General features: G+C 72.0%; 19 protein-coding genes and 2 pseudogenes. 4 read left to right on the top strand and 17 right to left on the bottom strand.

Translation table 11 applies throughout. The features are described 5' to 3' along the window. The 3 genes and pseudogenes from AB0D04_RS36445 to AB0D04_RS36455 form a co-directional block, all read right to left on the bottom strand. Positions 1-79: pseudogene (locus AB0D04_RS36445) on the bottom strand (uracil phosphoribosyltransferase); the annotation flags it as partial. A gap of 97 nt (positions 80-176) precedes the next feature. Continuing rightward, positions 177-587 (bottom strand): annotated as a pseudogene (gene lysS, locus AB0D04_RS36450) (lysine--tRNA ligase); the annotation flags it as partial. 9 nt (positions 588-596) lie between these two features. Then, positions 597-1,145, bottom strand: coding sequence for an Ig-like domain-containing protein (locus AB0D04_RS36455; protein WP_362711700.1), 549 nt, complete (start codon positions 1,143-1,145; stop codon positions 597-599). 256 nt (positions 1,146-1,401) lie between these two features. Between AB0D04_RS36455 and AB0D04_RS36460 the strand changes: the two genes are divergently transcribed. Next, positions 1,402-1,596 (top strand): hypothetical protein, encoded by a 195-nt coding sequence (locus AB0D04_RS36460; protein WP_362711701.1) that lies wholly within the window; start codon positions 1,402-1,404, stop codon positions 1,594-1,596. Beyond that, positions 1,593-2,774: an MFS transporter gene (locus tag AB0D04_RS36465; protein WP_362711702.1), complete on the top strand. Its 1,182-nt coding sequence runs from the start codon at positions 1,593-1,595 to the stop codon at positions 2,772-2,774. The genes AB0D04_RS36460 and AB0D04_RS36465 overlap by 4 nt, the downstream gene beginning before the upstream one ends. Positions 2,775-2,783: 9 nt before the next feature. Here AB0D04_RS36465 and AB0D04_RS36470 read toward each other — a convergent pair whose 3' ends face one another. The 6 genes from AB0D04_RS36470 to xylB all read right to left on the bottom strand — a co-directional run bounded on the left by AB0D04_RS36470 (position 2,784) and on the right by xylB (position 10,907). Beyond that, on the bottom strand, positions 2,784-4,025 hold the full coding sequence (locus AB0D04_RS36470) for a phosphodiester glycosidase family protein (protein WP_362711703.1): 1,242 nt from the start codon (positions 4,023-4,025) through the stop codon (positions 2,784-2,786). Positions 4,026-4,177: 152 nt separating this feature from the next. Further along, positions 4,178-4,819: an N-acetylmuramoyl-L-alanine amidase gene (locus tag AB0D04_RS36475; protein ID WP_362711704.1), complete on the bottom strand. Its 642-nt coding sequence runs from the start codon at positions 4,817-4,819 to the stop codon at positions 4,178-4,180. A 239-nt stretch (positions 4,820-5,058) separates the two neighbouring features. Further along, the gene (locus AB0D04_RS36480; protein ID WP_362711705.1) at positions 5,059-6,474 is read right to left on the bottom strand and encodes a family 2B encapsulin nanocompartment shell protein; all 1,416 of its coding nucleotides are present in this window, start codon (positions 6,472-6,474) and stop codon (positions 5,059-5,061) included. Positions 6,475-6,565: 91 nt separating this feature from the next. Continuing rightward, positions 6,566-7,975 (bottom strand): family 2B encapsulin nanocompartment shell protein, encoded by a 1,410-nt coding sequence (locus AB0D04_RS36485; RefSeq protein ID WP_362711706.1) that lies wholly within the window; start codon positions 7,973-7,975, stop codon positions 6,566-6,568. 171 nt (positions 7,976-8,146) lie between these two features. Beyond that, a complete protein-coding gene (locus AB0D04_RS36490; RefSeq protein ID WP_362711707.1) occupies positions 8,147-9,412 on the bottom strand; it encodes an ROK family protein in 1,266 nt (421 codons plus the stop codon). Positions 9,413-9,476: 64 nt separating this feature from the next. Further along, positions 9,477-10,907, bottom strand: coding sequence for a xylulokinase (xylB, locus tag AB0D04_RS36495; protein ID WP_362711708.1), 1,431 nt, complete (start codon positions 10,905-10,907; stop codon positions 9,477-9,479). A 129-nt stretch (positions 10,908-11,036) separates the two neighbouring features. Here xylB and xylA point away from each other — a divergent pair, with 129 nt between their 5' ends. Beyond that, positions 11,037-12,200, top strand: coding sequence for a xylose isomerase (xylA, locus tag AB0D04_RS36500; protein WP_362711709.1), 1,164 nt, complete (start codon positions 11,037-11,039; stop codon positions 12,198-12,200). A gap of 10 nt (positions 12,201-12,210) precedes the next feature. On the opposite strand, the gene AB0D04_RS36505 is transcribed toward xylA, so the two are convergent. Then, entirely contained in the window at positions 12,211-13,176 is a 966-nt protein-coding gene (locus AB0D04_RS36505; RefSeq protein WP_362711710.1) for an acetylxylan esterase, read from the bottom strand. 130 nt (positions 13,177-13,306) lie between these two features. Between AB0D04_RS36505 and AB0D04_RS36510 the strand changes: the two genes are divergently transcribed. Continuing rightward, on the top strand, positions 13,307-14,125 hold the full coding sequence (locus AB0D04_RS36510; RefSeq protein ID WP_362711711.1) for a hypothetical protein: 819 nt from the start codon (positions 13,307-13,309) through the stop codon (positions 14,123-14,125). Between the two features lie 80 nt (positions 14,126-14,205). On the opposite strand, the gene AB0D04_RS36515 is transcribed toward AB0D04_RS36510, so the two are convergent. The 7 genes from AB0D04_RS36515 to AB0D04_RS36545 all read right to left on the bottom strand — a co-directional run. Then, the gene (locus AB0D04_RS36515) at positions 14,206-15,060 is read right to left on the bottom strand and encodes an amino acid ABC transporter ATP-binding protein (protein ID WP_362711717.1); all 855 of its coding nucleotides are present in this window, start codon (positions 15,058-15,060) and stop codon (positions 14,206-14,208) included. Between the two features lie 35 nt (positions 15,061-15,095). Continuing rightward, positions 15,096-15,881, bottom strand: a complete 786-nt coding sequence (locus AB0D04_RS36520; RefSeq protein WP_362711712.1) for an amino acid ABC transporter permease — start codon at positions 15,879-15,881, stop codon at positions 15,096-15,098. An 11-nt stretch (positions 15,882-15,892) separates the two neighbouring features. Next, entirely contained in the window at positions 15,893-16,696 is an 804-nt protein-coding gene (locus AB0D04_RS36525) for an ABC transporter substrate-binding protein (protein WP_362711713.1), read from the bottom strand. A 160-nt stretch (positions 16,697-16,856) separates the two neighbouring features. After that, a complete protein-coding gene (gene mmuM, locus AB0D04_RS36530) occupies positions 16,857-17,777 on the bottom strand; it encodes a homocysteine S-methyltransferase (RefSeq protein ID WP_362711714.1) in 921 nt (306 codons plus the stop codon). A 128-nt stretch (positions 17,778-17,905) separates the two neighbouring features. Then, positions 17,906-20,848 carry a glycoside hydrolase family 2 TIM barrel-domain containing protein gene (locus AB0D04_RS36535; RefSeq protein WP_362711718.1) on the bottom strand — a complete coding sequence of 981 codons (2,943 nt, stop codon included), beginning with the start codon at positions 20,846-20,848 and terminating at the stop codon, positions 17,906-17,908. Between the two features lie 447 nt (positions 20,849-21,295). After that, complete coding sequence (locus AB0D04_RS36540; protein ID WP_362711715.1) at positions 21,296-22,615, bottom strand: SWF or SNF family helicase; 1,320 nt, start codon at positions 22,613-22,615, stop codon at positions 21,296-21,298. Continuing rightward, positions 22,612-25,194, bottom strand: a 2,583-nt coding sequence (locus tag AB0D04_RS36545) for a DEAD/DEAH box helicase (RefSeq protein ID WP_362711716.1), incomplete at its 5' end; no start/stop codon positions are given. The genes AB0D04_RS36540 and AB0D04_RS36545, both read right to left, overlap by 4 nt.

Consider the following 25,194-nt stretch of genomic DNA (forward strand, 5'->3'; position numbering starts at 1 on the left):
CGTACATCCGGTCGCCCGCGTCGCCCAGGCCCGGCACGATGTAGCGGTCGTCGTTGAGCCGCTCGTCGACCGCCGCGGTGTGGGCAGGCGGCTGCCCTGTCCGGACTGCGACGAAGGGCGGCCGCCACCAGGCCGCCGGCCAGTACGCCGATGGCCCGCAGGAACGCCCCGCGGCGGGTGACCGCGTAGAACTCGCGGTGCGCGACCAGCAGCAGCACCAGCGCCCCGGTGCACAGCACCACGGAGAACCAGTACTCCGAGAGCCCCTCGGCGAGGAACAGCACATCCGCCAGGACCACCAGCACCAGATACGCCGCCAGGAACCACAGCGCCACCCGCTTACGGGCGGCCAGCGCCGCGCCGAGCAGGAAGAGGAACGCCGCATAGGCGAAGTTCGGCGACACCGGGATGGTCAGGGCGTCCAGCCAGTAGACCACCGGTTTGAGTCCGCGCCGCAACGGCCCGATCAGTGCTGTCAGGGCGCAGAAGAGCCCCAGCATGCTGAAGGTGATGGCGAAGCCATTGGGCACACGGCGCCGAAAACGGCGCCACGCCGAAAGTTGATCCTGGTCCTGCACGGTGCTCATTCCGTCACATTAGGCTTTGAAAGGGGTTGGCTGCTGCGGGGCCGTTCGCCCGTCCATTCTCCGGTCCGTCGACGGTGCCTGCTTTCCCCCGTACGGACCATTTGGCGGTCCGTTCGGAGCACTCCGCCCAGGGCTCCGGTCCGGCGCGCCGAGGCTGCCGGTCCGTGCCGTGGTCACCGATTCCTTGACTTCGCCGGCCGCCCCCCGGGTGTTCTTCGTCCGGGCGACGACGGAGTACTTGGTGGCCGGTGCGGTCCGCGTACGGGAGGTCCAGACCGTATCGCCGCCGGCGAACCCGCCGGCCAGCTGCTTGCCCCCGGGATCGGTGACCGTCACCTCGGTCAGCACACCGCCGCGCGCGGTCACCCGGAGCTTGTCGCCGGCCTGCACCGTTGTGGTGCCGCTGGCCGCCCCCAGCCCCACCTTCACCGGCTCGCCCTCGTGCGCCGCTGCCGTGCTTCCCCCGCACCCGGTGAGCACGCCGATGCCGAGCATCGGCACCAGGACGAGCGCGCCGTGCCGCGAACGGGCACGGCGAGCGGAGGGAGGCTGTCTCATGAGGGGGCTTTCGTCGGTGGTGCGGATACGGCGGATACGCCTGGGACGGCGCCCGCTAAGACGTTTCGGCGCGATGTTTCGTTGCGCGCAGTGACGTGATGCGTGCCACATCGCTCCAGGGTGACGGGCGGGGCCGCCCGGTGACGTGCAGTGATCACCCGATCGGCGCACCGGGCCGCGAACCGGACATACCCCGAAATACGCCAAACTGGCCACTCATTGCCGTCCGTTCGGGCGGCGGTCGAGGAGGTGCACCATGGCAATTTCCATTTCGGTCGTCCTACTGCTGGTGATCTTGACCGTCATCTTTCTGCGCAGCGGAAAACTCAAGTTCTCGCACGCCCTGGTGTGCGCGCTGCTCGGCTTCTACCTGGCGAGCAGCAGCCTCGCCCCCGACATCCACCAAGGGCTTTCCGGCGCCGCCGACGTGGTCAGCAGCGTGCGTCCGTGACGGCGTCGGCCTGCCGGAACCTGGTCCTGGCGACCCTCGGCTGCGCCGTCACCTTCTGGGCGTGGAGCCTGATCTTCCCGCTCGGCAACGCCTTCAAGGCCGGCCTCCACCTGACCAACGTCCAGGTCTCGGTGCTGGTGGCGGTGCCGCTGGTGGCCGGTTCGCTGGGCCGGGTGCCGGTGGGCGCGCTCACCGACCGCTATGGCGCCCGGGTGATGTTCCCCCTGGTCTCCGCGCTGACCATCGTTCCGGTGCTGCTGCTCATCCCCGTCAAGACCTCCTACGGCGCGCTGCTCGCCGTCGGCTGTTTCCTCGGCCTGGGCGGCACCGCCTTTGCCATCGGCATCCCGCTCGTCAACGCCTGGTTCCCACCCGCCGGACGCGGTCTGGCCCTGGGCGTCTTCGGCATGGGCACGGGCGGCGTGGCGCTCTCCGGCTATCTGACGCCCCGCATCCACGCCTTCGACGAGAACCTCCCCTACCTCGTCGTCGCCATCGGCCTCGCCGCCTTCGCCGTGCTCGCCGCCCTCCTGATCACCGACCACCCCGACCGGCCCGTCCCACAGGACTCGCTCGCCGGCCGGCTGGGCCGGGCCGGCCGGCAGCGGGTCACCTGGGAGCTGGCCGCGCTGTACGCGATCGGCCTCGGCGGGATCGTCGCACTTGGCGTGTATCTGCCGACGTACCTCCGGACCTGGTACCACCTCGGCGCCGGCGACGCGGGCACCAAGGCGGCCGGCTTCGTGCTCGTCGCCGTCGTCTGCCGGCCCATCGGCGGGTGGTGCGCGGACCGGGTGCACCCCGCCGTCGTCACCGCCTGGGCCCTGGGCGCGGCCGCCCTGCCCGCCGTCCTCCAGGCCTTCGACCCGGCGCTGAGCCCGGTCGGCGCGATCGACTTCCTGGTCATGGCGGCGGGCCTGGGTGCGGCCGGCGGCTCGGTCTTCGCCCTGCTCTCGCGGGTCACCCCACAGGACCGGGTCGGCAGCGTCACCGGCATCGTCGGCGCCGTCGGCGGCCTCGGCGGCTTCGTACCGCCGCTCGTCCTGGGCGCCGTCCACCGCGGCAAGGGCTCCTACGCCATCGGCTTTCTGCTGCTCTCCGACCTGGCGCTGGCCGGCTGCGTCTATGCCTTCTGCCGGCTGCGCACCGCGGGCGCCGAGCGCGCCCGGAAGACCTGAGCCGCCCGCTCACCCGAAGCTGAACACCCCGACCGCATTCGGCACCGGCCGCTCCGCACCGCCCGACGGATGATTGCGTACGGTCACATCCCGACTGAACGGATCGCGGCTGACCAGCGTCGAGGACCCGCCGCCGTCCAGATCGACCGCATCCCGCGACCCCAGCCGGCTCATCAGCTCGCCCAGCTCACGCACCGTCATACCGGGCTCCCCGGGCGTCCCGTCCAGCGCCATCAGATACAGCATCCGGCCGTCCTCCCCGACCCCCGCAGCGGTACGCACCGCCGCGGAGCCGGAGTCCAGCCCGTCCACCGGCCGCGCATCCCGCACGATCGGGAAGCCGCCGACCGCGAAGTGCAGCGGCACGGGCCCCTGGCCCACCAGGCGATGGCTGACCTGTACCGGATCCCCCAGATGCAGCGTGCGCAGCTGCCGCGCCCCTTCCTCCCGACCCACCAGCACCACGCTCCCGGCGGCGACTCCGCCCGCGCCCGGCCGATCGGCCAGCTCCGCGACCCGACCGTGACGGACCGTCACCTCCGCGGTCTCCGCGCTGCACGGAGCCGCCCGGTCGGTGTCCGTACCGCAGGTGGCGCGCACCCGGGAGGCCGGCCCCCACAGCTCGGTGTAGGCACCGATACCGTCCACCGGCAGCGCGTACTGATTGAGCCCGCGCAGCGGCAGCGGTCCGTCGGCGGTCCACACCGACCCGCGCAGCGCGAGCCGGTCCAGCCGCGCCCGGTGGTCGTAACCGATGCCCAGGACGTCCTCGGTGGTCGCGCCCGGCGGCATGGCAGGCCCGAACCGCTGCCCGTCCGGCACCGCGCCCTTCAGCCGCCGCCCGGACGAGATCGCCGGCCCGACCGAGGCGCCCGTCGGCTCCACCCCCGGATGCTGGGCCTCGCTGATATTGAAGAAGTCCCCGTTGACGGCCCCCACCGCGGCCCGCGCGTCGGCAAGTTCGGACACCGGTGCCCGCGCGCCGACCGCCCCCGGATGCAGCAGATCCACCGTCACCCGTGGATCGTCCAGATCGACCGTCAGCAGATGTCCGTGCGCCGTGCCGCGCGGCACCTCCGTCTGGAACTCCTCGTACTCCACACCGGGCGCCACCGGTACGGCGGTCACCTGGCGGAGGGAGCCGTCTGCGGCGGCGGCCCGCACCCCGCCGGTCACTCCACCGCCGGCCAGCACGGCCCAGGCCACCAGCACCGTCAGTACGACGCGAACCCGGCCGAATCGCTGTGTCACGAGCTCTCCTGACGCCGCGTCAACTGTCTCAGGTGCCGGAGACGCCCACTATGACCCGCAGATGTCGATAATCTGCACATCCGCTGTACGGCCGCCGTGTCGCCCGCCGTGTCATCCGCTGTGTCCTGCGAAGGGCCGTGCGACGTCGCCGGTCAGCGCCTCGCCGCGGTGACCAGCTGCATATACCGCGCCCAGTCCCAGTACTGCCCGGGATCGGTGTGATCGGTTCCGGGGACCTCGACATGGCCGATGATGTGCTCGCGGTCCTTGGGGATCGCATAGAAGTCGCACACCGCGGCCGTCAGCCGGGCCGACTGCGCGTACAGGATGTCGGTGAACCACTTCGGGTCGTCGATCCAGCCCTCGTGCTCGATGCCGATGCTGCGGGTGTTGCAGTCCCAGTTCCCGGCGTGCCAGGCGACATCCCTCTCTCCCACGCACTGGGCGATGTAGCCGTCGGCGGACCGTACGACATAGTGCGCGGCCGCCTTGTGGGCCGGGTCCTGGAAGAGCTTGATGGTGTCGTCGAACGTCTCCTGCGTCACATGCACCACGACCGTCTCGATCGGGTACTGGGACGGCCGGTTGGCGGCGGTGTAGTTGGCGGGGTCGGCCGGAATCCAGTGGGTGGGGGGATAGCCGTCGTCGTTCCCGGTGGGGCCGGTCGGGCCGCCGGGGAGCGGGGTCGCGCGCGCGGCGGCCGCGGTGAGCGGGCCGAGGACGGCGGACGTGGCGACAGCGGCCGCACCGGTGAGCAGGCGTCTGCGGGCCGGGAGAGGGCGGTCGGGCTCCATGTGAACTCCTGACAAGACCGAACGAGGTCGCGTACATGTCACACATGCGATGTGTTCATCATGTGTACGAACTCACGATCTGCCAAGGGAGTGGCCGTTCTGCCAATGGCTCGACCAAAGGCGGTATCCCGCAGGCCGGATACCGCCCCGATAGCTGAACGCATGTCACCCGGGTGCCACGACCCCACCCCTGACGCAGGGGCAGGGCAGCGGCACCCGGGTGCTGTCGCCGATCCGGCTCAGTGGCCGATCTCTACGTCCTCCAGGATGCCCAGCGCATCCGGCACCAGCACCGCCGCCGAGTAGTAGGCGCTGACCAGGTACTTGATGACCGCCTGCTCATTGATGCCCATGAACCGCACCGAAAGCCCCGGCTGGTACTCGTCCGGAATGCCGGTCTGGTGCAGCCCGACCACACCCTGGTTCTCCTCGCCGAGCCGCAGCGCGAGAATCGAGCTGGTCTGGTCCGGGGTCACCGGGATCTTGTTGCACGGCAGCAGCGGAATGCCACGCCAGGCGCGGACCGCGGTGCCGTCGATCTCCGAACCGGCCGGATAGATGCCCCGCGCGTTCCACTCCCGCCCGATCGCCGCGATGGTGCGCGGGTGCGCCAGCAGGACCTGGGTCTTACGGCGCCGCGAGATCAGCTCGTCCAGGTCGTCCGGGGTGGGCGGGCCGTTGCGGGTGTGGATGCGCTGCTTGAGGTCGGCGTTGTGCAGCAGGCCGAACTCCCGGTTGTTGATCATCTCGTGTTCCTGGCGCTCGCGCAGCGCCTCCACGGTCAGCCGCAGCTGCTGGTCCAGCTGGTTCATCGGGTCGTTGTAGAGGTCCGCGACCCGCGAGTGGATCTTGAGTACGGTCTGCGCGACGCTGAGCTCGTACTCCCGCGGCGCCAGGTCGTAGTCGGCGAACGTGCCGGGCAGCGACGGTTCGCCGACATGGCCCGCGGCCACCTCGATGGCCGCCTCACCGTGCTTGTTCTGCGCCGGCACCAGCGCGGCCCGGAACTCCTCGACATGCGCGCGCAGCGACTCCGAGCGGCCCAGCACCTCCTCGTAGTCGGCGCGCGACAGCGTCAGCGCGGTCACCCGGGTCACCGCCCGTACGGTGTGCTCCCACTCCGCCTCCGCCGAGAGCAGCGCCGCGGCACCCAGGTGGGAGCCGTCGGCCAGCGTCCCCAGGATCGTCTCGTCGCCGTACTTGCCGGTGCCGAGGCGCTCCAGCTTGCCGTGGGCGATCAGGATGATCCGGTCCGCCGGCTGGTCCTGCCGGGCGAGCACATCGCCGGGCGCGAACTCCACCTGGGCGAACCGGTCGGCCAGCGCCTCCAGCGTCGCGGTGTCCGTGTAGCCGCGCAGCGGCGCCATCTCCCGCAACTCGTCGGGAATCACCCGGACTTCGGCACCGGTCGACAGGAATTCCACCTGGCCGTCGCCGAGCGTGTGGTTGAGGCGGCGGTTGACGCGGTACGTACCGCCGTTGACCTGTGTCCAGGGCAGGACGCGCAGCAGCCAGCGGGAGGAGATCCCCTGCATCTGCGGCACGGTCTTGGTCGTGGTCGCCAGCTTGCGCGCGGCCGAGGTGTCCAGGCTGGAACGGTTCTGCTCGATGTCGGACGCCTGCGGGCCGGAGGTCGGGTCCACGGATGTGGTCATGGAGAAAGCTCACCTGTTCTGTTCGGTGCTGTGAGTACTGCGTGGTGCTGCCGGCGGAGAATTCGAGGAGGGGCGCACAGCGCCCGGGTATTCAGTGACCGATTTCCACGTCTTCGAGGACGCCCAGCGCATCCGGAACGAGAATTGCCGCCGAATAGTAGGCGCTCACCAGATAGTTGATGACGGCCCGGTCGTCGATTCCCATGAAACGCACCGACAGACTCGGCTCGTATTCATCGGGAATTCCGTTGCGGTGCAGTCCGACGACACCCTGCTTCTCCTCGCCGGTGCGCAGCAGCAGAATCGAACTCGTCCCCTCCGGCGTCACCGGGATCTTGTTGCACGGGAAGATCGGCACCCCGCGCCACGACGGCAGCGAATGCCCGTTGACATCCACCGCCGTGGGATACAGCCCCCGGGCGCTGCATTCCCGCCCGATCGCGGCGATCGCCTTGGGGTGGGCGAGCAGAAAGCCCGGGTCCTTCCAGACCGTTGCGAGGAGTTCATCGAGGTCGTCGGGGGTGGGTGCGCCGCTGCGGGTGGGGATGCGCTGCTTGAGGTCGGCGTTGTGCAGCAGGCCGAACTCGCGGTTGTTGATCATCTCGTGTTCCTGGCGCTCGCGCAGCGCCTGGATGGTCAGCTTGAGCTGCTCCTCGACCTGGTTCATCGGGTCGTTGTAGAGGTCGCCGACCCGGGTGTGGGTGCGCAGCACCGTCTGCGCGACGCTGAGTTCGTACTCCCGCGGCGCCAGGTCGTAGTCGACGAACGTGCTGGGCAGGGACGGTTCGCCGTGGTGCCCGGAGGCCACGCTGACCGCCGATTCCCCGCTGGTGTTCGTCGGCGCAACGGGCCCCTGCCCGGCCGTCGCCAGATGCTCCCGCAGTCCGGGCGAGCGCTCGATGATCTCCAGCGCGGCCTGCCGGGGCAGCGTCATGACCGTTACCCGGGTCACCGCGCGATAGGTGAACTGCCAGGTTGCGTCGTCGCTGGTGAGCGGGGCGTCGCCGAGGTGGTCGCCGCCGGCCAGAGCGGCCAGCACGGTCTCGTCCCCGTACTTGCCGGTGCCGATACGGTCCACCCGGCCGTGCGCGATCAGCACCAGCCGGTCCCCGGGCCCGCCGGCCTCGGCGATCAGCTCTCCGGGGGTGTATTCCCGCTGCGTGAACCGTTCCCCCAGCGCGGCCAGGACCTCGTTGTCGGTGAAGTCCCGTAGAACGGGCAGCTCACGCAGCTCCTCGGGGATGATCGCCACGGTCGTGCCGGAGATGTCGAAATCGATACGCCCGTCGCCGACGGTGTGCGACAGCCGACGGTTGACCCGGTACGTACCGCCGGAGACCTGCACCCAGGGCAGCAGCCGCAGCAGCCAGCGGGAGGTGACCCCCTGCATCTGCGGAACGGTTTTGGTGGTGGTGGCCAAATTCCGCGCTGCGGTGGTGCTCAGACTCGAATACGGGGAATCCTCGGCGCTTCCGGTCGGGGTCTCGTCGGCAATCGTCACAACTCCGCCTATCTCTTGAAGGGTGCGGGCACAGCCGGAACGGCCTCCCCATTCAAGGGAGTTCGTCTCGTCGGCAGCTCACCGAAACAAAGGTAGTGGCGCTGTTTTAATCAGCACAATCGCTCGAATGGGTGGCATGGAAATCCCTTTCCATGGAAAGGTTTAGCCGGTTCAGCTCTGGGGAGGGTGTGCCGGGGCGATGGAATTGACCGGATCGTCGAGGACGGCCCGCAAAGCGGCATGTGCCGCCCCGAGCAGCGGCCCGTCGGCCCCCAGCCGGGACACCGCCACCAGACATCCGTCGCGCCGCGCGGCGGCCGGGGCGACCGCCGTCCGCAGCGCCAACTCCCGCTCCAGGGAGGGCAGGATCCAGGGCGCGAGCCCCGCCAGCGCGCCGCCGAGGACCACCGCCCGCGGATCGAGCAGATTCACTGTCCCGGCGAGCGCGATACCCAGCGCGGTCCCCGCCTCGTGCAGCGCCCCTATGGTGGCCGCGTCCCCGTCGGCGGCCCGGCGCGCGAGCAGTGCGCTCCGCGCGCCGGGCCCCGGCTGCACCGCCGCCGCCTGCTCCGGCGTGAGCCCGCCCGCGCGCAGTACGGCCCGTTCCCCCGCGTACTGCTCCAGACAGCCACGGCCCCCGCAGTCGCACGGACGCCCGTCCGGATACACCGGCACATGCCCCAGCTCGCCCGCGAAACCTCGTGCGCCCCGCAGGAGTTGACCGTCCACCACGATCGCGGCGCCGATGCCGACCTCCGCCGAGACATGGATGAAGTCCGCCGGCGGCGCGGCACCGTCGGGGCCGCGGCCCAGCCGGAGTTCGGCCAGGGCGCCGAGGTTGGCCTCGTTGTCGACGGTGAGCGGTACGGGGACGTCGTACGCCGCGGTCGCCGGGGCCAGCTCCGGGGCGAGATCCGCCTCCCGCCAGCCGAGGTTGGGGGCGTGCACGACGGTCGCCGAGCCTAGGGCCACCAGGCCGGGCACCGCGACGGTCAGGCCGGCGGGCCGCAGCCCCTCGGCGGCGATCTGCGCCGTCACCTCCGCCAGCAGCGCGGAGAGCCGCCGCAGCACCGGGCCGGGTTCGCTGCGCCGGTTCGCCGCGTCCGTCGCCACCCGGGCCCGGACCGCGCCGCGCAGATCCACCGCGCACACGGCCAGATGGTCGACGCCTATCTCGGCCCCGATCCCCGCCGGGCCCCGGTCGCTGACCGTCAGCTCGCTGCCCGGCCTGCCCCGCCCGCTGGGCGCCGCCCGCCCGGCCTCGACCAGCAGCCCGGCCCGCAGCAGCTCGTCCACCAGCGGCGCGACCCCCGCCCGCGTGAGCCCGATCCGCGCCGCCACCCCTGCCCGCGACATCGGCCCCGCCGCAGCCACCGCCCGCAGCACCCGGGACAGATTGCGGCGGCGGAGCGCGTGCTGGGTGTCGGGGGTGGGCATGCGGTGGCTCCTCGGGGGCGGCCGGGGGTCGGCGGGGGTGGCGGGTACGGCGGTCACCGGGGCCTCACCCCCGCAGCAACCTCTCCCCGCCCGCCAGCGTCGTCGCCAGCCGCGCCAGCGCCGCCCCGTCCCGCTCCCTGGGCTCGTACGCCGCGCCGCGGTCCGTACCCCAGCGCCGGGCCACCGCCGCCGGGTCCTCGCCGAGCAGCAGCCCGGCCGCCTGGGCCGCCGCGCCGAGGGCGACCAGCTCCTGGGCCTCGGGCACCACCACCGGGCGGCCGGACAGCCGCCGTACGGTCTCCCGCCAGGCCGTGCCCCTGGCGCCGCCGCCGATCAGCAGCAGCGGGGTGTCGGGTGCGGCATCCGCGTCCATGACCTGGTCCAGGGCCTTGAGCAGGGTGAACACCGCGCCGTCGTAAGCCGCTTGGAGCACCTGGCCGGCCGTGGTGTCGTGCCGCAGCCCGTGCAGCAGGCCCGAGGCGGCGGGCAGGTTCGGGGTCCGTTCGCCGTCCAGGAAGGGCAGCAGGACCGCGCCGCCACCGGGTTCGACGGCCTCCCGGTCCCGGCCGAGCAGCGCCGCGATCCGGTCCACGGCGAGCGTGCAGTTCAGGGTGCAGGCGAGCGGCAGCCAGTCGCCGCGGGCATCCGCAAAGCCCGCGACGGTGCCGGTCGGGTCGGCGGGCCGGTGCCGGGAGACCGCGTAGACCGTCCCGGAGGTGCCCAGGCTCAGCACCGGCTGCCCGGGGCGCAGACCCAGGCCGAGCGCCGCCGCCATGTTGTCCCCCGTGCCCGCCGCCACCAACGCGCCGTGGGGCAGCGGCAGATCGTCGGCGTGGACCGTCCCGGCCGCCTCGCCGGGCGAGGCGACCCGCGGCAGCGCGTCGGGGGACAGGCCGACATGGTCCAGGATCCCGGTGTCGTACGACCCGGTGGCCGAGGCCCACCAGCCGGTTCCGGACACGTCGCCGCGGTCGGTGACGCCCTGGCCGGTCAGTCGCTGAGTGAGGTAGTCGTGCGGCAGCCGCACCGCGGCGGTGGCGGCCGCCGCGTCGGGTTCGTTCGCCCGGAGCCAGGCCCATTTGGTGACGGTGAACGCCGGTGCCGGCACGCTCCCGACCCGGTCCGCCCAGGCTTTGGCGCCGCCCAACTCCTCGATCAGCCGCTCGCTCTGGGGTGCAGAGCGGACGTCGTTCCACAAGATCGCCGGGTGCACCGGCTCACCGGCCGCATCCAGCGCGACCAGGCCGTGCTGCTGGCCGCCGACGGACAGCGCGGAGGCCTGCCGCGCCGCGTCGCCGCACTGGCGCAGCGCCTCGCCCAGCGCCCGCCACCACTGCCGGGGATCACTCTCCTTGCCCGCCCCGCCGCTGACGGTGTGCGGCGCATGGCCCCGGGCGACGACCGCACCGGTCTCCGCGTCCACGACCAGCGCCTTGGTGGACTGGGTGGAGCTGTCCACACCGACGACGAGCGGTCCGGCTGCCTGTGCGCCCATCGTGCACTCTCCTCAGCGGTTCGGATCCAGGGCCCCGCTCCCAGGGGGTTCCCCGGTGTGCTGTCGCATATTAGTTTGGCCGCCGCGGAATTTGTAAGGCCCGTTGACGAAATGACCGAGGGAGTCACGATGAGCTGCCGGCCCGTACCCGAGGACAAGTTCAGCTTCGGCCTGTGGACGGTCGGCTGGCAGGGCCGTGACCCCTTCGGGGACGCCACCCGCCACCCGCTGGACCCCGTCGAATCCGTCCACCGCCTCGCCGAGCTCGGCGCGTACGGCGTCACCTTCCACGACGACGATCTGATCCCGTACGGCTGCGGCAACCTCGAGCGCGGGGCAGCGGTGAAGCGCTTCACGAAGGCCCTGGACGCCACCGGCATGGTCGTCCCGATGGCCACCACCAACCTCTTCAACCACCCCGTCTTCAAGGACGGCGCCTTCACCGCCAACGACCGCGACATCCGCCGCTACGCCCTGCGCAAGACGCTCCGCACCATCGACCTCGCCGCCGAGCTCGGCGCCCGTACGTATGTGGCGTGGGGCGGGCGCGAGGGCGCGGAGTCGGGCGCCGCCAAGGACGTAAGGGCCGCGCTGGACCGGATGGCGGAGGCGTTCGACCTGCTCGGCCAGTACGTCGTCGAGCAGGGCTACGACCTGCGGTTCGCCATCGAGCCCAAGCCCAACGAGCCCCGCGGCGACATCCTGCTGCCCACCGTCGGCCACGCCCTGGCCTTCATCGAGCGCCTGGAGCGCCCCGAGCTCTACGGCGTCAACCCCGAGGTCGGCCACGAGCAGATGGCCGGGCTCAACGTCCCGCACGGCATCGCCCAGGCACTGTGGTCCGGCAAGCTCTTCCACATCGACCTCAACGGCCAGAGCGGCATCAAGTACGACCAGGACCTCCGCTTCGGCGCGGGCGATGTGCGGTCCGCGTTCTGGCTGGTCGACCTGCTGGAGACGGCCGGCTACGACGGGCCGCGGCACTTCGACTTCAAGCCGCCGCGCACCGAGGACATGGACGGCGTCTGGGCCTCGGCGGCCGGCTGTATGCGTAATTACCTGCTCCTGAAGGAGCGCGCGGCGGCCTTCCGCGCCGACCCGGCCGTCCGGGAGGCACTGCGCGCCGCGCGCCTGGACCAGCTGGCCCGGCCCACCGCCGAGGACGGCCTGGCCGGGCTGCTGGCGGACCGCACCGCCTTCGAGACCTTCGACGCCGAGGCGGCGGGCGCGCGCGGTATGGCCTTCGAGCACCTCGACCAGCTGGCCCTCGACCACCTGCTCGGCGCCGCCTGAGTGCCGGAAGTCAGCCGAACAGCTCGCGGACGAACGCCAGCTCCGCGATCCGCTGCTCCCCGCCGCCGCCCTCGTGCGCATTGAACCGCCACACCTTCAGCGCCTTCTCGCCCGCGTAGTGGTTGTAGGCGGCGAAGCCGGTCGACGGTGGCACGATCTCGTCGCGCAGCGCCGTACCGAAGAGCGCCGGGGTACTCGCGCGAGCCGCGAAGTTCAGGCCGTCGAAGTGGTCCAGGGTGTGCAGGGCGGTGTCGATGTGCCCACGCTCGCCCGCGAAGTAGCGGGTGAGCTCGCCGTAGGGGCCCGCGTCCGTGAGATCGAGCGCGCGCCGGATGTGTGTCAGGAATGGCACATCGATCAGCGCGCCCGCCAGACCGGACACCAGCCCCGTCATGGCCAGGGCGGTCGCGCCGCCCTGGCTGCCCCCGGAGACCACGATCCGCTCGGCGTCCACCTCGTCGTGCCCGCGCGCCGCCTCCACCGCCCGTACGGCATCGGTGAACAGCCGCCGGTAGTAGTAGTCGTCGGGATCGAGCAGCCCCTGTGTCATTTTGCCGGGTACGCCCGGGTTGGTGGCGGCGACCGGATCGGGTGTGCCACCGGGGCGGTTGGGGCCGCTCTGCCCGCGGGCGTCCATGACCAGCGCCGCGTATCCGGCGGACGGCCACAGCAGCCAGTCGTGCGGCAGCATCCGGCCGCCGCCGTAGCCGAGGTACTGCACGATGCACGGCAGCGGGCCGCCGGCCGTGCGCGGGAGAAGGAACCAGCCGCGGATGCGGTGCCCGCCGAAGCCGGAGAATTCCACGTCGTAGGTGTGCAGCAGCGCGAGGCCGGTGTCCAGCTCGGTGAAGCGGGCGTCCAGGTCGTGGCGGCGCGCCTCCTTGAGGGTGCGCTGCCAGAAGGCGTCGAAACCGGGTGGTTCGGGCAGTGGTGGGCGGTAGTTGCTCAGTTCGTCCAACGGGAGGTCGGTGAACACGGGTTTCCTCCGGGCCGTAGGGTTGCCAGGCTGTCCGAACGTGCCCACCCGCCAGAGGGTTCAGCCGCGGAATGTTCCAGGTTGGTCACCGCGTCACCCAAAGCCCCGTAAAGAAGCGATCATTTCTGCCATGAGCTTTCCTCCGCCTCCGTCCAACCAGCCGCCGAACGACAATCCGGGGGGCTTCGGTCCACCCGCCGGTGGCTACGGCCAGGGTGGGTACGACCAGAGCGGCTACCCGCCGGCCGGTAACCAGCCCCCCGGCGGCTACGGTCCGCCCGCGGGCGGCGGCTACGGGCCCGGCGGCCCGGCGGGACCCGGTGGCTGGCAGCAGCCGGCCGGCCCGCCGCCCGGCGGCGGTGGCGGCAACGGCAAGGTGATCGCGGCGATCATCGGCGGTGGCGCCCTGGTGGTGGCCGCCGTCATCACGATCGTCGTGGTCAACAGCGACGGCAGCAGCAAGTCCCACGCCCAGCCCGCCGCCTCCAGCGCCACGCCGTCCGCGAGCGCCTCTGCCACGCCCACCGACAACAACCCCTGGCCGACGCCGAGCGATGAGGCCACCCAGAGCGCGGCGCCGACGCCCAGCGACGGCTCCCTCCCGTTCTTCCGGATGACGGTGGGCGACTGCTTCAACGCGCCGTCGGGAGACGATGGCGGCAACAACACGGCGGCTTCCTGCAACGGCCCGCACGACGGCGAGGTCGTCACCACCCACCGCCTGACGGGCTCCGGCTTCAAGACCGACGACGACATCCAGTCGAAGGCGTCCTCGCTCTGCAAGGACGAGCTGGACAGCAAGGCGCGCCGGCAGACCTCCGGCACGGCCGAGGGCACCTACGTCCAGTTCCCCAACATCAGCGGATACAAGATGGGTATCAGGACGGTCACCTGCAGCCTGACGGGGAACCGCACCAACACCAAGAAGCTCACCAAGCCGCTCTCCTGAGCCGGACGGCCGACACCGTCGCCGGCACGCTGCCGTCCCTACTCGGCCGACGCCGCCGCGCGGCGGCGTCCCCTTCGGGCTCAGCGGTCGACGCGCTTGCCCGTCGGCCCGGTGTCCGCGACCTCGCCGACCTCGGCTGCCGCCGGATCCAGCACCCGCGCCAGAAACGTCTGGGTCCGCTCGTGCTGCGGATCGCCCACCACCCGTTCCGGGGTGCCCTCCTCGACGATCACCCCGCCGTCCATGAAGACCACCCGGTCGGCGACTTCCCGCGCGAAGCTCATCTCATGGGTGACGACGAGCATCGTCATGCCCTCGTCCGCCAGCGACCGCATCACCGCCAGCACGTCGCCGACCAGCTCCGGGTCCAGTGCCGAGGTCGGCTCGTCGAAGAGCATCAGCTCCGGGTCCATGGACAGCGCACGGGCGATGGCCACCCGCTGCTGCTGGCCGCCCGAAAGCTGCGCCGGGTAGGACGCCTCCTTCTCGCTCAGGCCCACCCGTTCGAGATTGACGCGGGCGATACGCTCCGCCTCCGCCCGGTCCCGCCGCAGCACCCGACGCTGGGCGATCGTCAGATTCTCCAGCACGGTCAGATGCGGAAAGAGGTTGAAGGACTGGAAAACCATGCCGATGCGGCGCCGTACCCGATCGATGTCCACATCCGGGTCCGTGACCTCGGTACCGGCCACCGTGACCCGGCCCGCGCTCGGCTCTTCGAGCAGATTCACACAGCGCAGCAGCGTCGACTTGCCGGAACCCGAAGGCCCGATGACGCACACCACCTCGCCGCGCGCCACCGAGAAGTCGATTCCGCGCAGCACCTCCAGCTCGCCGAATGCCTTGTGCAGACCTTGCACATCGATCGCCTTGGCGTACCCGGAATTCTCCGGAGCCGCATCTTTTGCTGCTTCCTTCTCCGCGGCTTTGTCCACTGCCTTGTCCACTGCCTTGTCCTGCGTCATTGCGGTCACCTGGCCTTTGCCGTACGGGCCTCGAGCCGCCGGACCAGCTGGCCGAGCGGGAGGGTGATCACGAGATAGAGCAGTCCGGCGATCAGGATCGGGGTCAGGCTCTTGTGCTCGGTGAGCGCGTCCCGGCCGAAGTTGGCCAGCTCGAACTGGCCGAGCGAGAGACCCAGCAGATAGACGAGAGAGGAATCCTTGGTCAGCAGGATCAGTTCGTTGGTCAGTGGCGGCAGTACGATACGGAACGCCTGCGGAATGACGATCGAGAGCATTGACCGGCCGTGCGACATTCCCAGCGAACGGGCCGCCTCCGTCTGCCCCTTCGGGACGGCCTGAATACCCGCCCGGATGGTCTCGGCCATATACGCGGCGCCCACCAGACCGAGCGACAGCATCACCGTCACGTTCATGTCGAGTGCCACTTCGAAGGCCAGCGGCACGCCGAAGCCGAGCGCGATGAACACCAGCAGTGCCGGAATCCCGCGGAAGAACTCGATATAGGAGACGGCGATCCAGCGGTACGGCGGCACCGACGACAGTCGCATCAGCGCCAGCACCAGTCCGAGCGCGAGCCCGAAACCGAAGCCGAGCAGGGTGTAGAGGACGGTATTGACCAGGGCGGTGGTGATGATGTCCGGGAACAGGGCCTTCGCGACATTGATGTCGAAGAACGCCACACGCAGCTGGTGCCAGTCGGCGACCAGCGCGAAGGCCACCACGGCGAGAACGAGGACGCCGTACTGCGTGCCGCGGACGACCCGCGCGCGCCGTCGTTTGGAAAGGGGCATCGGGGCCGGCCTCAGTTCTTCTGGTTCTTCGGCGCCGCGCCGAACCACTTCTTGTAGATCCGGTCGTAACTCCCGTCGGACTTGGCCTTCTTGATGGCCGCGTTGATCTTCTTGCGCAGCGCATCATTGCCGGTGCGGACACCGATGCCGTACTGCTCACCCGTATCGAATTCCGCGGTCACCTTGGTGTCGGGGTTCTGCTTCACATAGTCGAACAGCACGCCGTTGTCATTGATGCCGGCGTCGACCTGGCCCGACTTCACGGCGGTCAGCAGCAGCCCCAGGTCCTCGAACTCGACCAGATCCACGCCCTTGCCGTGGTCCTTGGCGAAAATTCCGCCGGTCGTGGCCTTCTGATAGCCGAGCTTCTTGCCCTTGAGGTCCTCGACCTTCTTGTACGGCTTGCCGGTCTTCGTCAGCAGGGCCTGGGTGGCGTCGAAGTAGGGGTCGGAGAAGTCCATGACCTTGTCACGGGCCGACGTGATCGTCATGCCCGCGGCGGCCAGATCGCATTTGCGGATGGTGAAGGAATTGCCGGTCTCGATGCCTTCGAAGGGCGTATTGACAATTTCCTGCTTGACCCCGAGATCCTTCGCCACCAGATCCACCAGGTCCACATCGAACCCGACGATCTTGCCGCTCTTCTTCACCTGGAACGGTGCATACGGAAGGTGCGTGCAGGTCGTCAGTTTTCCGGCGGAGACCAGCTCAAGACCGGAACTCTTTTTCCCGTCGGACTTGGTGCTGGTGCACCCTGCCAGGACGGCTACGGCCGCGGCGACGGCTATGACAGGCAACGCGGAGCGAGTGGACAAGGGTCCTCCAAGGCGCGGGCGAGCGAACATCAACCAAGCCGTGCGGTGCTGCGAGTGGCCTGAATCCTGCCATTGGCCAGCACCTTTGTCGCCGGGTGAGTGGTTGCGGCTGGGTAACACCATTGCTCCGCGTCGACGGAACCCTGCGCTCCGCGCCCGCTCAACGCCCGAGGACCGCCGCCAGCTCCGCAATGGCCTCCGGCCCCACCCGGCAGCAGCCGCCGATGAGCCGGGCGCCCGCTGCCGCCCACCCGGCGACCCGGTCGGCCTCGAAGGCCGGGCTGCCGCACCACGCCCGCGCCTCGGCGTCCCAGCTCTCCCCGCTGTTGGGGTAGACCACCACCGGTTTGCCGGTGATGCGCGCCGCGAGCTCGACCGCACGGTCCGCATCGTCCGGCGCGCAGCAGTTCACCCCGACCGCGATCACCTCGTCCGCCTCCGCGGCCGGCGCGAACGCCTCCGCCAGCGGCTGCCCGGCCCGCGTCCGATCACCCGCCACGCTGTACGACAGATACGCCGGAACCCCCAGCCCGCGCACCGCCCGCAGCAGCGCACGGGCCTCCTCGGCGTCCGGCACCGTCTCCAGCGCCAGCACATCGGGCCGTGCCGCGGCCAGCACCTCCAGCCGCGGCCGGTGGAAACGCTCCAGCGCATCCACCGACAGCCCGTATCGGCCGCGGTATTCCGAGCCGTCGGCCAGCATCGCCCCGTACGGCCCGGCCGACGCGGCGACATACAGCGGCCCGGCGACCCCGCTCGCCTCCGCCCGCCCCGCCGCCTCCCGCGCCAGCTCCACACTCCGCCCGATCAGCTCGGCGGCCTCCGCGGCCCCGATGCCCCGCTGGGCGAACCCCTCGAACGTCGCCTGATAGCTGGCGGTGATCGCCACCTGCGCCCCGGCCTCGTAGTACGCCCGATGCGCCCGTACGACGGCCTCCGGCTCTTCGGCGAGCAGCCGGGCCGACCACAGCGCATCGCTGAGATCATGCCCGGCGGACTCCAGCTGGTTGGACAGCCCGCCGTCGAGGACGACCGGCCCCGCGGCGATCGCTTCGATGAGCGAAGGGGACGTGCGGACCATGGTGCGTGCCTCTCGGTGCCTCTCGATGCCTCGCGGTGCTGCCGGAGGCGGACGGACGCCGACGGCGGCGTGATCCCCGCCCCCTCTTCGGATCGTAACGCCCCCGCCCCCGCGTCATTCCCGGCGCGTCATTCCAGCGACGAGAACGTGAACGAGAACCGCGCCGGCGCCACCTCCAGCCGGTGCTGCGGCAGTACCCCAGGCCCGCACGACCCGCTGCCGATGCCGTGCTGGGCATGGTCGAGATGCAGCCACAGCCGGTCGCCGGGGAGGAGATCGGTGGTGTGCCGGGCCGCGTCCAGCACCTCCACAGGCCAGCGGCGAGCGGTGAAGAAGAAGTTCGGGTCGCCCTCGATCCGGATGCCCGAGCCGTTGCTTCCGGTCAGCTGCGCCCAGCGCACATCGGGCCGCGCGCCGTTCTCCTGCGGCCGGACGTACGGCGTCTGCAGCGCGTCCACCGGCATCGACCAGCGGCCCACCCGCGCCGCCGCCCGGGTGTCCGGATAGCCCTCGCCGGGCCCGCCGCCGAACCACTCCGCCAGCCCCAGGCTCTCGCACACCGCCATCCGCACCCCCAGCCGCGGCAGCGGAGCGGGCCAGTCACCCACCGGGTCGACGGCCAGCTCCAGGCGCAGCAGGTCGCGTTCGGCCGTCCAGCGGTAGACGGCGCACAGCGCCAGATCCGTGGCGGCCGGGGCGACCCGGGTGCGGACCACCAGGGCGTCGGGGCCGGTCTCGACGGAGTCGACGCGCTGCCGCATCCGGTGCAGTCCGATCCGCCGCCACTCGGCCGCCGGGTGCGGCCCCGGTTTCCAGGGTGCCCCCTCGTCGTTGTCGGTCGGCGCCCGCCACACGTCCAGGCGCGGGCCGGTGAGCCGTACGCCGTCCAGATAGCCGAGCGTCCCGGTGGTGGCGTCGAAGGTCCCCGGGCCGAGAACGATCACATTGCCCTCGCCGCGGCGCGGGGCCGCGCGCCCCGGGCCGGCCGCCGGGGGAGCGGCGGGTGCGAGTACGGGGGCGGCCGGCTGGCCCCAGGCGACCTCGTGGCCCGCGTCCGCCCAGGGGGTGTCCGCGGCGAGTACCGCCTGGACCGTCCACCAGGCCTCCCCAAAGTCGCCCTCCGCCACCGGCGGCGGAGGCAGCGCCACGACGGCCGACTCGCCCGGCCCCAGCGGCGGCACCTCGAGCCGGCCGGCCCCGCGCCCCTCGCCGCCCACCTCGTAGCGCCAGTGGAACGCGAGATGCCCGAGACCGGCGAAGTCATGGAGGTTGGTGATCCGGACCCGGTCCGCCGCACCGTCCGCGCCCGGCACCCCCGCCGCACCGTCCCCGCCGGGCAGCCCCTCGATCCGTACCGGCTCGATGACCTTCTTGAACTCCACCAGGCCCGGCGACGGCACCCGGTCGGGGAAGACCAGCCCGTCGCAGACGAAGTTGCCGTCGTGCAGCTCCTCGCCGAAGTCGCCGCCGTAGGCGTGGAACACCTCACCGTCGGGCGTCAGCTGCCGCAGCCCGTGGTCGATCCACTCCCAGACGAACCCGCCCTGACAGCGCTCATACCTCTCGAACAGCCGCTGGTACTCGCTCAGCCCGCCCGGACCGTTGCCCATCGCATGCGCGTACTCGCAGAGCAGGAACGGCAGTTGACGTCTGCGCGCATCCAACTCCGGGTCGGGCAGCGGCTCCTCGGCGCGCCGCCCGATGCGCTCCACCTCGGCATGGCCGGCGTACATCCGGGAGTACACATCGGTGTCGGCGCAGCTGCGGTCGCCCTCGTAGTGCAGCGGACGCGACGGGTCCCGCTCGTGCATCCAGGCGGCCATGGCGGACAGCCCGCGGCCCGTGCCGCACTCATTGCCCAGCGACCACAGCACGATGCTCGGGTGGTTCTTGTCCCGCTCGACCATCCGCCGGGCCCGGTCGAGCAGCGCCGGCTCCCAGCGCTCGTCGTCGACCGGGTTGCCCCGCCAGCCCTGCTGCGCGAACCCGTGCGTCTCCAGATCGCACTCGTCGATGACCCACAGCCCCAGCTCGTCACACAGGTCCAGGAAGGCCGGGTGCGGCGGATAGTGGCTGGTGCGCACCGCGTTGATGTTGTGGCGCTTCATCAGCACCAGATCGCGGCGCATCGCCTCGGGGCCGATGGTGCGCCCGTAGCGCGGATGGCACTCATGGCGGTTGACGCCGCGCAGCAGGATGCGGCGGCCGTTGATCTTCAGCAGACCGTCCTCGACGCGGACCGTACGGAACCCGATCCGCAGGGGGATCCGCTCGCCCGGGGTGACCAGCTCGCCGTCGTAGAGGTGCGGCCGTTCGGCCGTCCAGGGCCGTACCGGCACCGTGGCGCTCTCGCCGGTCGCCAGGTCGAGCCCGAGCTCCGGGACCCTCACCCGGCCCGCGGGCTCGCACTCCACGCGCAGCGTGCCGTTTCCCGTGACGTGATCGAACCCGGCGTGGACGAAGTGATCGACGACGGAGCCCTGGGGGCGGCGGTGCACCGACACATTGCGGAAGATGCCGGGCAGCCACCACTGGTCCTGGTCCTCCAGATAGCTGCCCGAGGACCACTGGTGGACGCGCACCGCCAGCACATTGCCGCGCGGCCGCAGCAGATGGCCGGCCTCGAACTCGTGCGGCAGCCGGCTGCCCTTGAAGTGCCCCAGCTCCTGCCCGTTGAGCCACACACGGGCACAGGACTCCACCCCGCTGAAGTGCAGCACCGCGGGCCCCTCGCCCCAGCCCTCGGGCAGGTCGAAGACGCGCCGGTGGTCGCCGGTCGGGTTCTCGTCCGGCACCCGCGGCGGGTCCACGGGGAAGGGGTAGGCGGTGTTGGTGTAGGCGGGCGCGCCATGGCCCTTGAGGGCCCAGCTGCCCGGTACCCGCAGGTCCTGCCACTGGGTGTCGTCGAAGTCGGGCCGCGCGAACGACTCGTCGTGTGCGGTGGCGGCCTGGGCGAGCCGGAACCGCCAGGTGCCGTGCAGGGAGATCCGTGGGGCGTCCGATGCCGCGAACCAGGCGCGCGGCGGCAGGCTCCCGCTGCCCGGCGAGCGGTCCTCGTAGTACGGGAGCAGGCGGTCACGGTGGGTGTGGTGGTGCGGTGCACGGTCCGTCTCGTCGGCGGGCCGGGGTGGCTGTCCGTAGGGCGTCTGCTGCGGCGCGTGCGGCGAAGTGCCGGTCACGGTTCCTCCTGCTGCGGGCGACTTGCCTGACGGTGGGGGATCGACCCAGCGAATCACGAGCGGGGGCACGGCGTAGCCGGATGGGGCGGATTGGGCCGGGCGGGTCCCACGCGGAACCCGCCCGGCGCAGGGAACAGCGGGCCGCCTCGGCCGCGAACGGCACCTGGGCGGCGGTCACAAGGCCCTCGGCCGGCGTGGCCGGATCCCCGAACCGCCCGCCGTCGCACGAGATCTTCGTACGACAGGCGCCCGCGCACCGGGAGGCAGGGGAGTGCGGGTGCCGAGCCGCTCCTGGGAGGCGACCGCCCCAGCGGCCGGTCCCGCCCGCGCCCGTACCACTCATCCCTCCGCCCAGAGCTCCGTCGACGGTTCCGCCGACAGCTCCGCCAGCGCGCCCGCCGGATCGTCCGTCGCCGGCCCCGCGGGCACCCACTGCCCGCCGTCCTTTTGGTACGGCCACCAGCGGCCGTCCCGCCCGTAGCGCAACTGGGCGGCGCCGCCGACCACCGTCCAGCGGTTGCGGGTGACCCGTAGCCGCGGCCGGGTCTCGCCGTCCTCCCAGGCAGCGGCGAGCCGGTCGGCCGCCAGGGCCAGCGCTTCGGGCTCGGGTGTCCAGTCCTCCTCCAGCACCGCGAGCCCGTCCGTGCCGCCCAGCTCCCAGGCCCGCACGGCCGTTGCCAGCCCCCGCGCACCGCGCCCGGAACCGGCCGTCAGCCGCGCCGATATCGCCGCCCCGGGCGCGGCCGCCGCCAGGCGCACCGCGTCCTGTGCGGGCGTCAGGGCGGGCGGCGGCGGATTGTCCGGGTGCCAGGGGGAGAGCGCATCCGCCAGCAGCCGCTGCGCGCGCGCCGCCGCATCGCCTGTCAGGAACTCCAGCGCGGCCACCTCCACTCCGGGCGCGGGCGGAGTGCCACCGCCGAGCACCGGCGCGGCGCCCGGCGTCTCCACAGCAGGCGGCGGTGCGGGCAGCGGCGGCAGGATGTCGCGCGCCGCATACGCCTCGGCGGCCGACACCCCCGTCACGGACCCGATTTCGCCGTCCGCCGGCACCTCGGCCCGCGACGCGCTGCGCGCCTGCAGCTCGTCCAGCAGCTCGCGCTTCCCTCGCCCCCGCAACAGCAGCAGGACGAACGGGTCCTGGTCCAGCAATCGCGCCACCTGGTAGCACAGCGCGGCGGAATGGGCGCAGTGGTCCCACGCCCCGCAGCTGCACTCCGGCTCCAGGTCGCCTATTCCCGGCAGGAGTTCCAGGCCCGCATCCGCCGCATCCTCGACCAGGACGGGCGGCATGTCATGGTCCAGCAGCGCCGCGATATGCCCCGCCCGGTCCGCGACCAGGTCCAGAAAACGGTCCCAGTGCGCCGGGCTCAGCGGCTGCAGCAGCACATCGGAACGGTGCCGGGTGTGGTCACGGTCCTGTACGACGGCGGTGATCCGGCCGGGCCGTACCGACACCGCACCCACCGCACCGGCGCGCGCGTGCAGGCGCCCCAGCTTGAGCTGCTTGCCGTCCAGCGCGGTGTCCTCCAGCGCCTTGAGCCACGCCTGCCCCCACCAGCTCCGCGCGAACGCCCCGCCGCGCGCCGCCGGCAGCGCGGCGAAGGTCCGCTCGGGCCCGAACGTCTCTCCCGGTGCGTTCCTCTTTCCCGGTGTGCTCATCGCTCGCTCCCTCGCAGGGTGACCAGGTCCGCCAGCTCGGCATCGGTGAGCTCGGTCAGCGCTGCCTCGCCCGATCCCAGCACCGCATCCGCCAACTGCTGCTTACGGGAGAGCATTTCGGCGATCCGGTCCTCGATCGTGCCCTCCGTGATCATCCGGTGGACCTGCACCGGCTGGGTCTGGCCGATGCGGTACGCGCGGTCGGTGGCCTGCGCCTCGACGGCAGGGTTCCACCAGCGGTCGAAGTGCACCACATGCGCCGCCCTGGTGAGGTTCAGTCCCGTACCGGCCGCCTTCAGGGACAGCAGGAACACCGGCGCCGCACCCTCCTGGAACCGCCGCACCATCTCCTCGCGCCGCGCGACCGGCGTCCCGCCGTGCAGGAACAGGGTGGGCACCCCACGCGCCGTCAGATGCCGCTCCAGCAGCCGCGCCATCTGCACATACTGCGTGAACACCAGCACACTCGCGCCCTCCGCGAGGATGGTGTCCAGCAGTTCGTCCAGGAGTTCCACCTTCCCTGAACGACCGGCGATCCGCGGCGGGTTCCCGTCCGGTCCGGACTCTTCGGCCGCCTCCTTCAGGAACTGCGCAGGATGGTTGCAGATCTGCTTGAGCGAGGTCAGCAGCTTCACCACCAGCCCACGCCGCGCGAACCCGTCCGTCCCGGCGATCTCGCTGAGTCCCTCGCGCACCACGGCCTCGTACAGCCCGGCCTGCTCCTTGGTCAGCGCCACCGCACGGTCGGTCTCCGTCTTGGGCGGCAGCTCCGGTGCGATCCCCGGATCGGACTTGCGGCGGCGCAGCAGGAACGGCCGCACCAGCCGGGCCAGCCGCTCGGCCGCCTCGGGGGACGCGCCCGTACCGCCCTCGATGACCTGCGCACAGCGCGTACGGAACCGGCCCAGCGGCCCCAGCAGACCGGGTGTCGTCCAGTCCAGGATCGCCCACAGCTCCGAGAGGTTGTTCTCCACCGGGGTGCCGGTCAGCGCCACCCGTGCCATGGCGGGGAGCGTGCGCAGCGCCCTGGCGGTCGCGGAGAAGGGATTCTTGACGTGCTGCGCCTCATCGGCGACGACCAGCCCCCAGCCCACCTCCGCCAGCTTCCCTGCGTCGAGCCGCATCGTCCCGTAGGTGGTGAGCACGAACTCGCCGTCCGCCAGGTCCGCCAGGCTGCGCCGCCCGGCGTGGAAGCGGCGCACGGGTGTGCCCGGCGCGAACTTTTCGATCTCCCGCTGCCAATTGCCCATGAGGGACGTGGGGCAGACGACGAGCGTGGGGCCTTTGGAGTCGGGATGCGTCTGCCGGTGCAGATGGAGCGAGATGAGGGTGATGGTCTTGCCCAGCCCCATGTCGTCGGCGAGCGTGCAGCCCAGCCCCAGCGAGGTCATCCGGTGCAGCCAGCCGAGCCCGCGCAGCTGGTAGTCGCGCAGCGTCGCGGCGAGAGCGGCGGGCTGCCCGACCGGCGCGGCGTCCGTACGCTCCGGATCGGCGAGCCGGTCCCGCAGTGCGGCCAGCGGGCCGGACGCCTCTACGGTCACCTGGCGGCCGTCGTCGTCCTCGGCGGTGCCGGTGAGCGCGGCGCCGAGCGCGTCCAGCGGCGTGACCTTACGGTCCCGGCGGTCGCGGGCGGCGCGCACCGCCTCCGGGTCGATCAGCACCCACTGGTCGCGCAGCCGCACCAGCGGGCGGCCGGCCTCGGCGAGCCGCTCCAGCTCCGCCCTGCCGATCTCCTGGCCGCCCACCGCGAACCGCCAGCTGAACGACAGCAACGCATCGGCCGACAGCAGCGAGGGCAGCCCGGACCCGGTCCCCTCCAGGGGGTCGGGCCCACCCACCACCGCCCGGCCGGTGAGCGTGCGCGCCAGCTCCTTGGGCCAGTGGACCTGCACTCCGGCCGCGGCCAGCGCGCGCCCGGCCGGGCCGAGCAGCTCGGCGATCTCCTCGTCGGCCAGCGGCAGCGCGTCCGGCACCGCCGCGGACAGCAGAGGGGCGAGCGGCGACCAGGTGCCGGCGGCCCGGCGGAGCGTGAGCAAGGTGTCCATCCGGGCCCGCGGCCCGAACGCCTGCCCCGCCGGTGAGGCCCCGGCCCACACCTCGGCGGCATCCGCGACCAGCGTCGGATCCGTCAGGCTGTGCAGCTGGAGCACGGCGGTGAAGGCGGCCCGGTCCGTGTCCAGCCCGTGCACCTCCACGCGCAGCGAGATCCGTACGCCCGCGTCGTGCCCCGCCGCGACATCGGCGGCCCAGGCGCGCTGCTCGGGGATGTGCTGCGGTGCGGCCGCCGCGAAGGCCGGCCCTCCGGTGGCCATTGCCGCGGCGGGGGAGCGCGGCAGGCCGTCGGCGACCGCGTCCAGGAAGGCCCGCAGGTGGCGCTCGGGCTCGGGCAGTTCGAGGGGGTCGGTGTCCGGCAGGGGCGTGGCGTGGGCGTACGGCGGCATGGCGGCGGCGAGATCGCGCAGCCGCCCGACGTCGGCCGGGTCCAGCGGGCCCAGCCGCCAGGCGTCGTGGTCGGCGGGGCTCAGACCGGGCAGCAGGCGGCCGCGGGCGGCGAGCTGGAGCGCCAGTACGGATGCGGC

It is taken from the genome of Streptomyces sp. NPDC048483 (assembly GCF_040651455.1).
In the GTDB taxonomy this organism is placed as follows: Bacteria; Actinomycetota; Actinomycetes; order Streptomycetales; family Streptomycetaceae; genus Streptomyces.

Excerpts from the sequence above, each read along its gene's own strand:
- AB0D04_RS36455 (WP_362711700.1), bottom strand. The coding sequence starts at position 1,145 with ATGAGACAGCCTCCCTCCGCTCGCCGTGCCCGTTCGCGGCACGGCGCG.
- AB0D04_RS36460 (WP_362711701.1), top strand. The coding sequence starts at position 1,402 with ATGGCAATTTCCATTTCGGTCGTCCTACTGCTGGTGATCTTGACCGTC.
- AB0D04_RS36475 (WP_362711704.1), bottom strand. The coding sequence starts at position 4,819 with ATGGAGCCCGACCGCCCTCTCCCGGCCCGCAGACGCCTGCTCACCGGT.
- AB0D04_RS36480 (WP_362711705.1), bottom strand. The coding sequence starts at position 6,474 with ATGACCACATCCGTGGACCCGACCTCCGGCCCGCAGGCGTCCGACATC.
- AB0D04_RS36490 (WP_362711707.1), bottom strand. The coding sequence starts at position 9,412 with ATGCCCACCCCCGACACCCAGCACGCGCTCCGCCGCCGCAATCTGTCC.
- xylB (WP_362711708.1), bottom strand. The coding sequence starts at position 10,907 with ATGGGCGCACAGGCAGCCGGACCGCTCGTCGTCGGTGTGGACAGCTCC.
- xylA (WP_362711709.1), top strand. The coding sequence starts at position 11,037 with ATGAGCTGCCGGCCCGTACCCGAGGACAAGTTCAGCTTCGGCCTGTGG.
- AB0D04_RS36510 (WP_362711711.1), top strand. The coding sequence starts at position 13,307 with ATGAGCTTTCCTCCGCCTCCGTCCAACCAGCCGCCGAACGACAATCCG.
- AB0D04_RS36520 (WP_362711712.1), bottom strand. The coding sequence starts at position 15,881 with ATGCCCCTTTCCAAACGACGGCGCGCGCGGGTCGTCCGCGGCACGCAG.
- mmuM (WP_362711714.1), bottom strand. The coding sequence starts at position 17,777 with ATGGTCCGCACGTCCCCTTCGCTCATCGAAGCGATCGCCGCGGGGCCG.
- AB0D04_RS36540 (WP_362711715.1), bottom strand. The coding sequence starts at position 22,615 with ATGAGCACACCGGGAAAGAGGAACGCACCGGGAGAGACGTTCGGGCCC.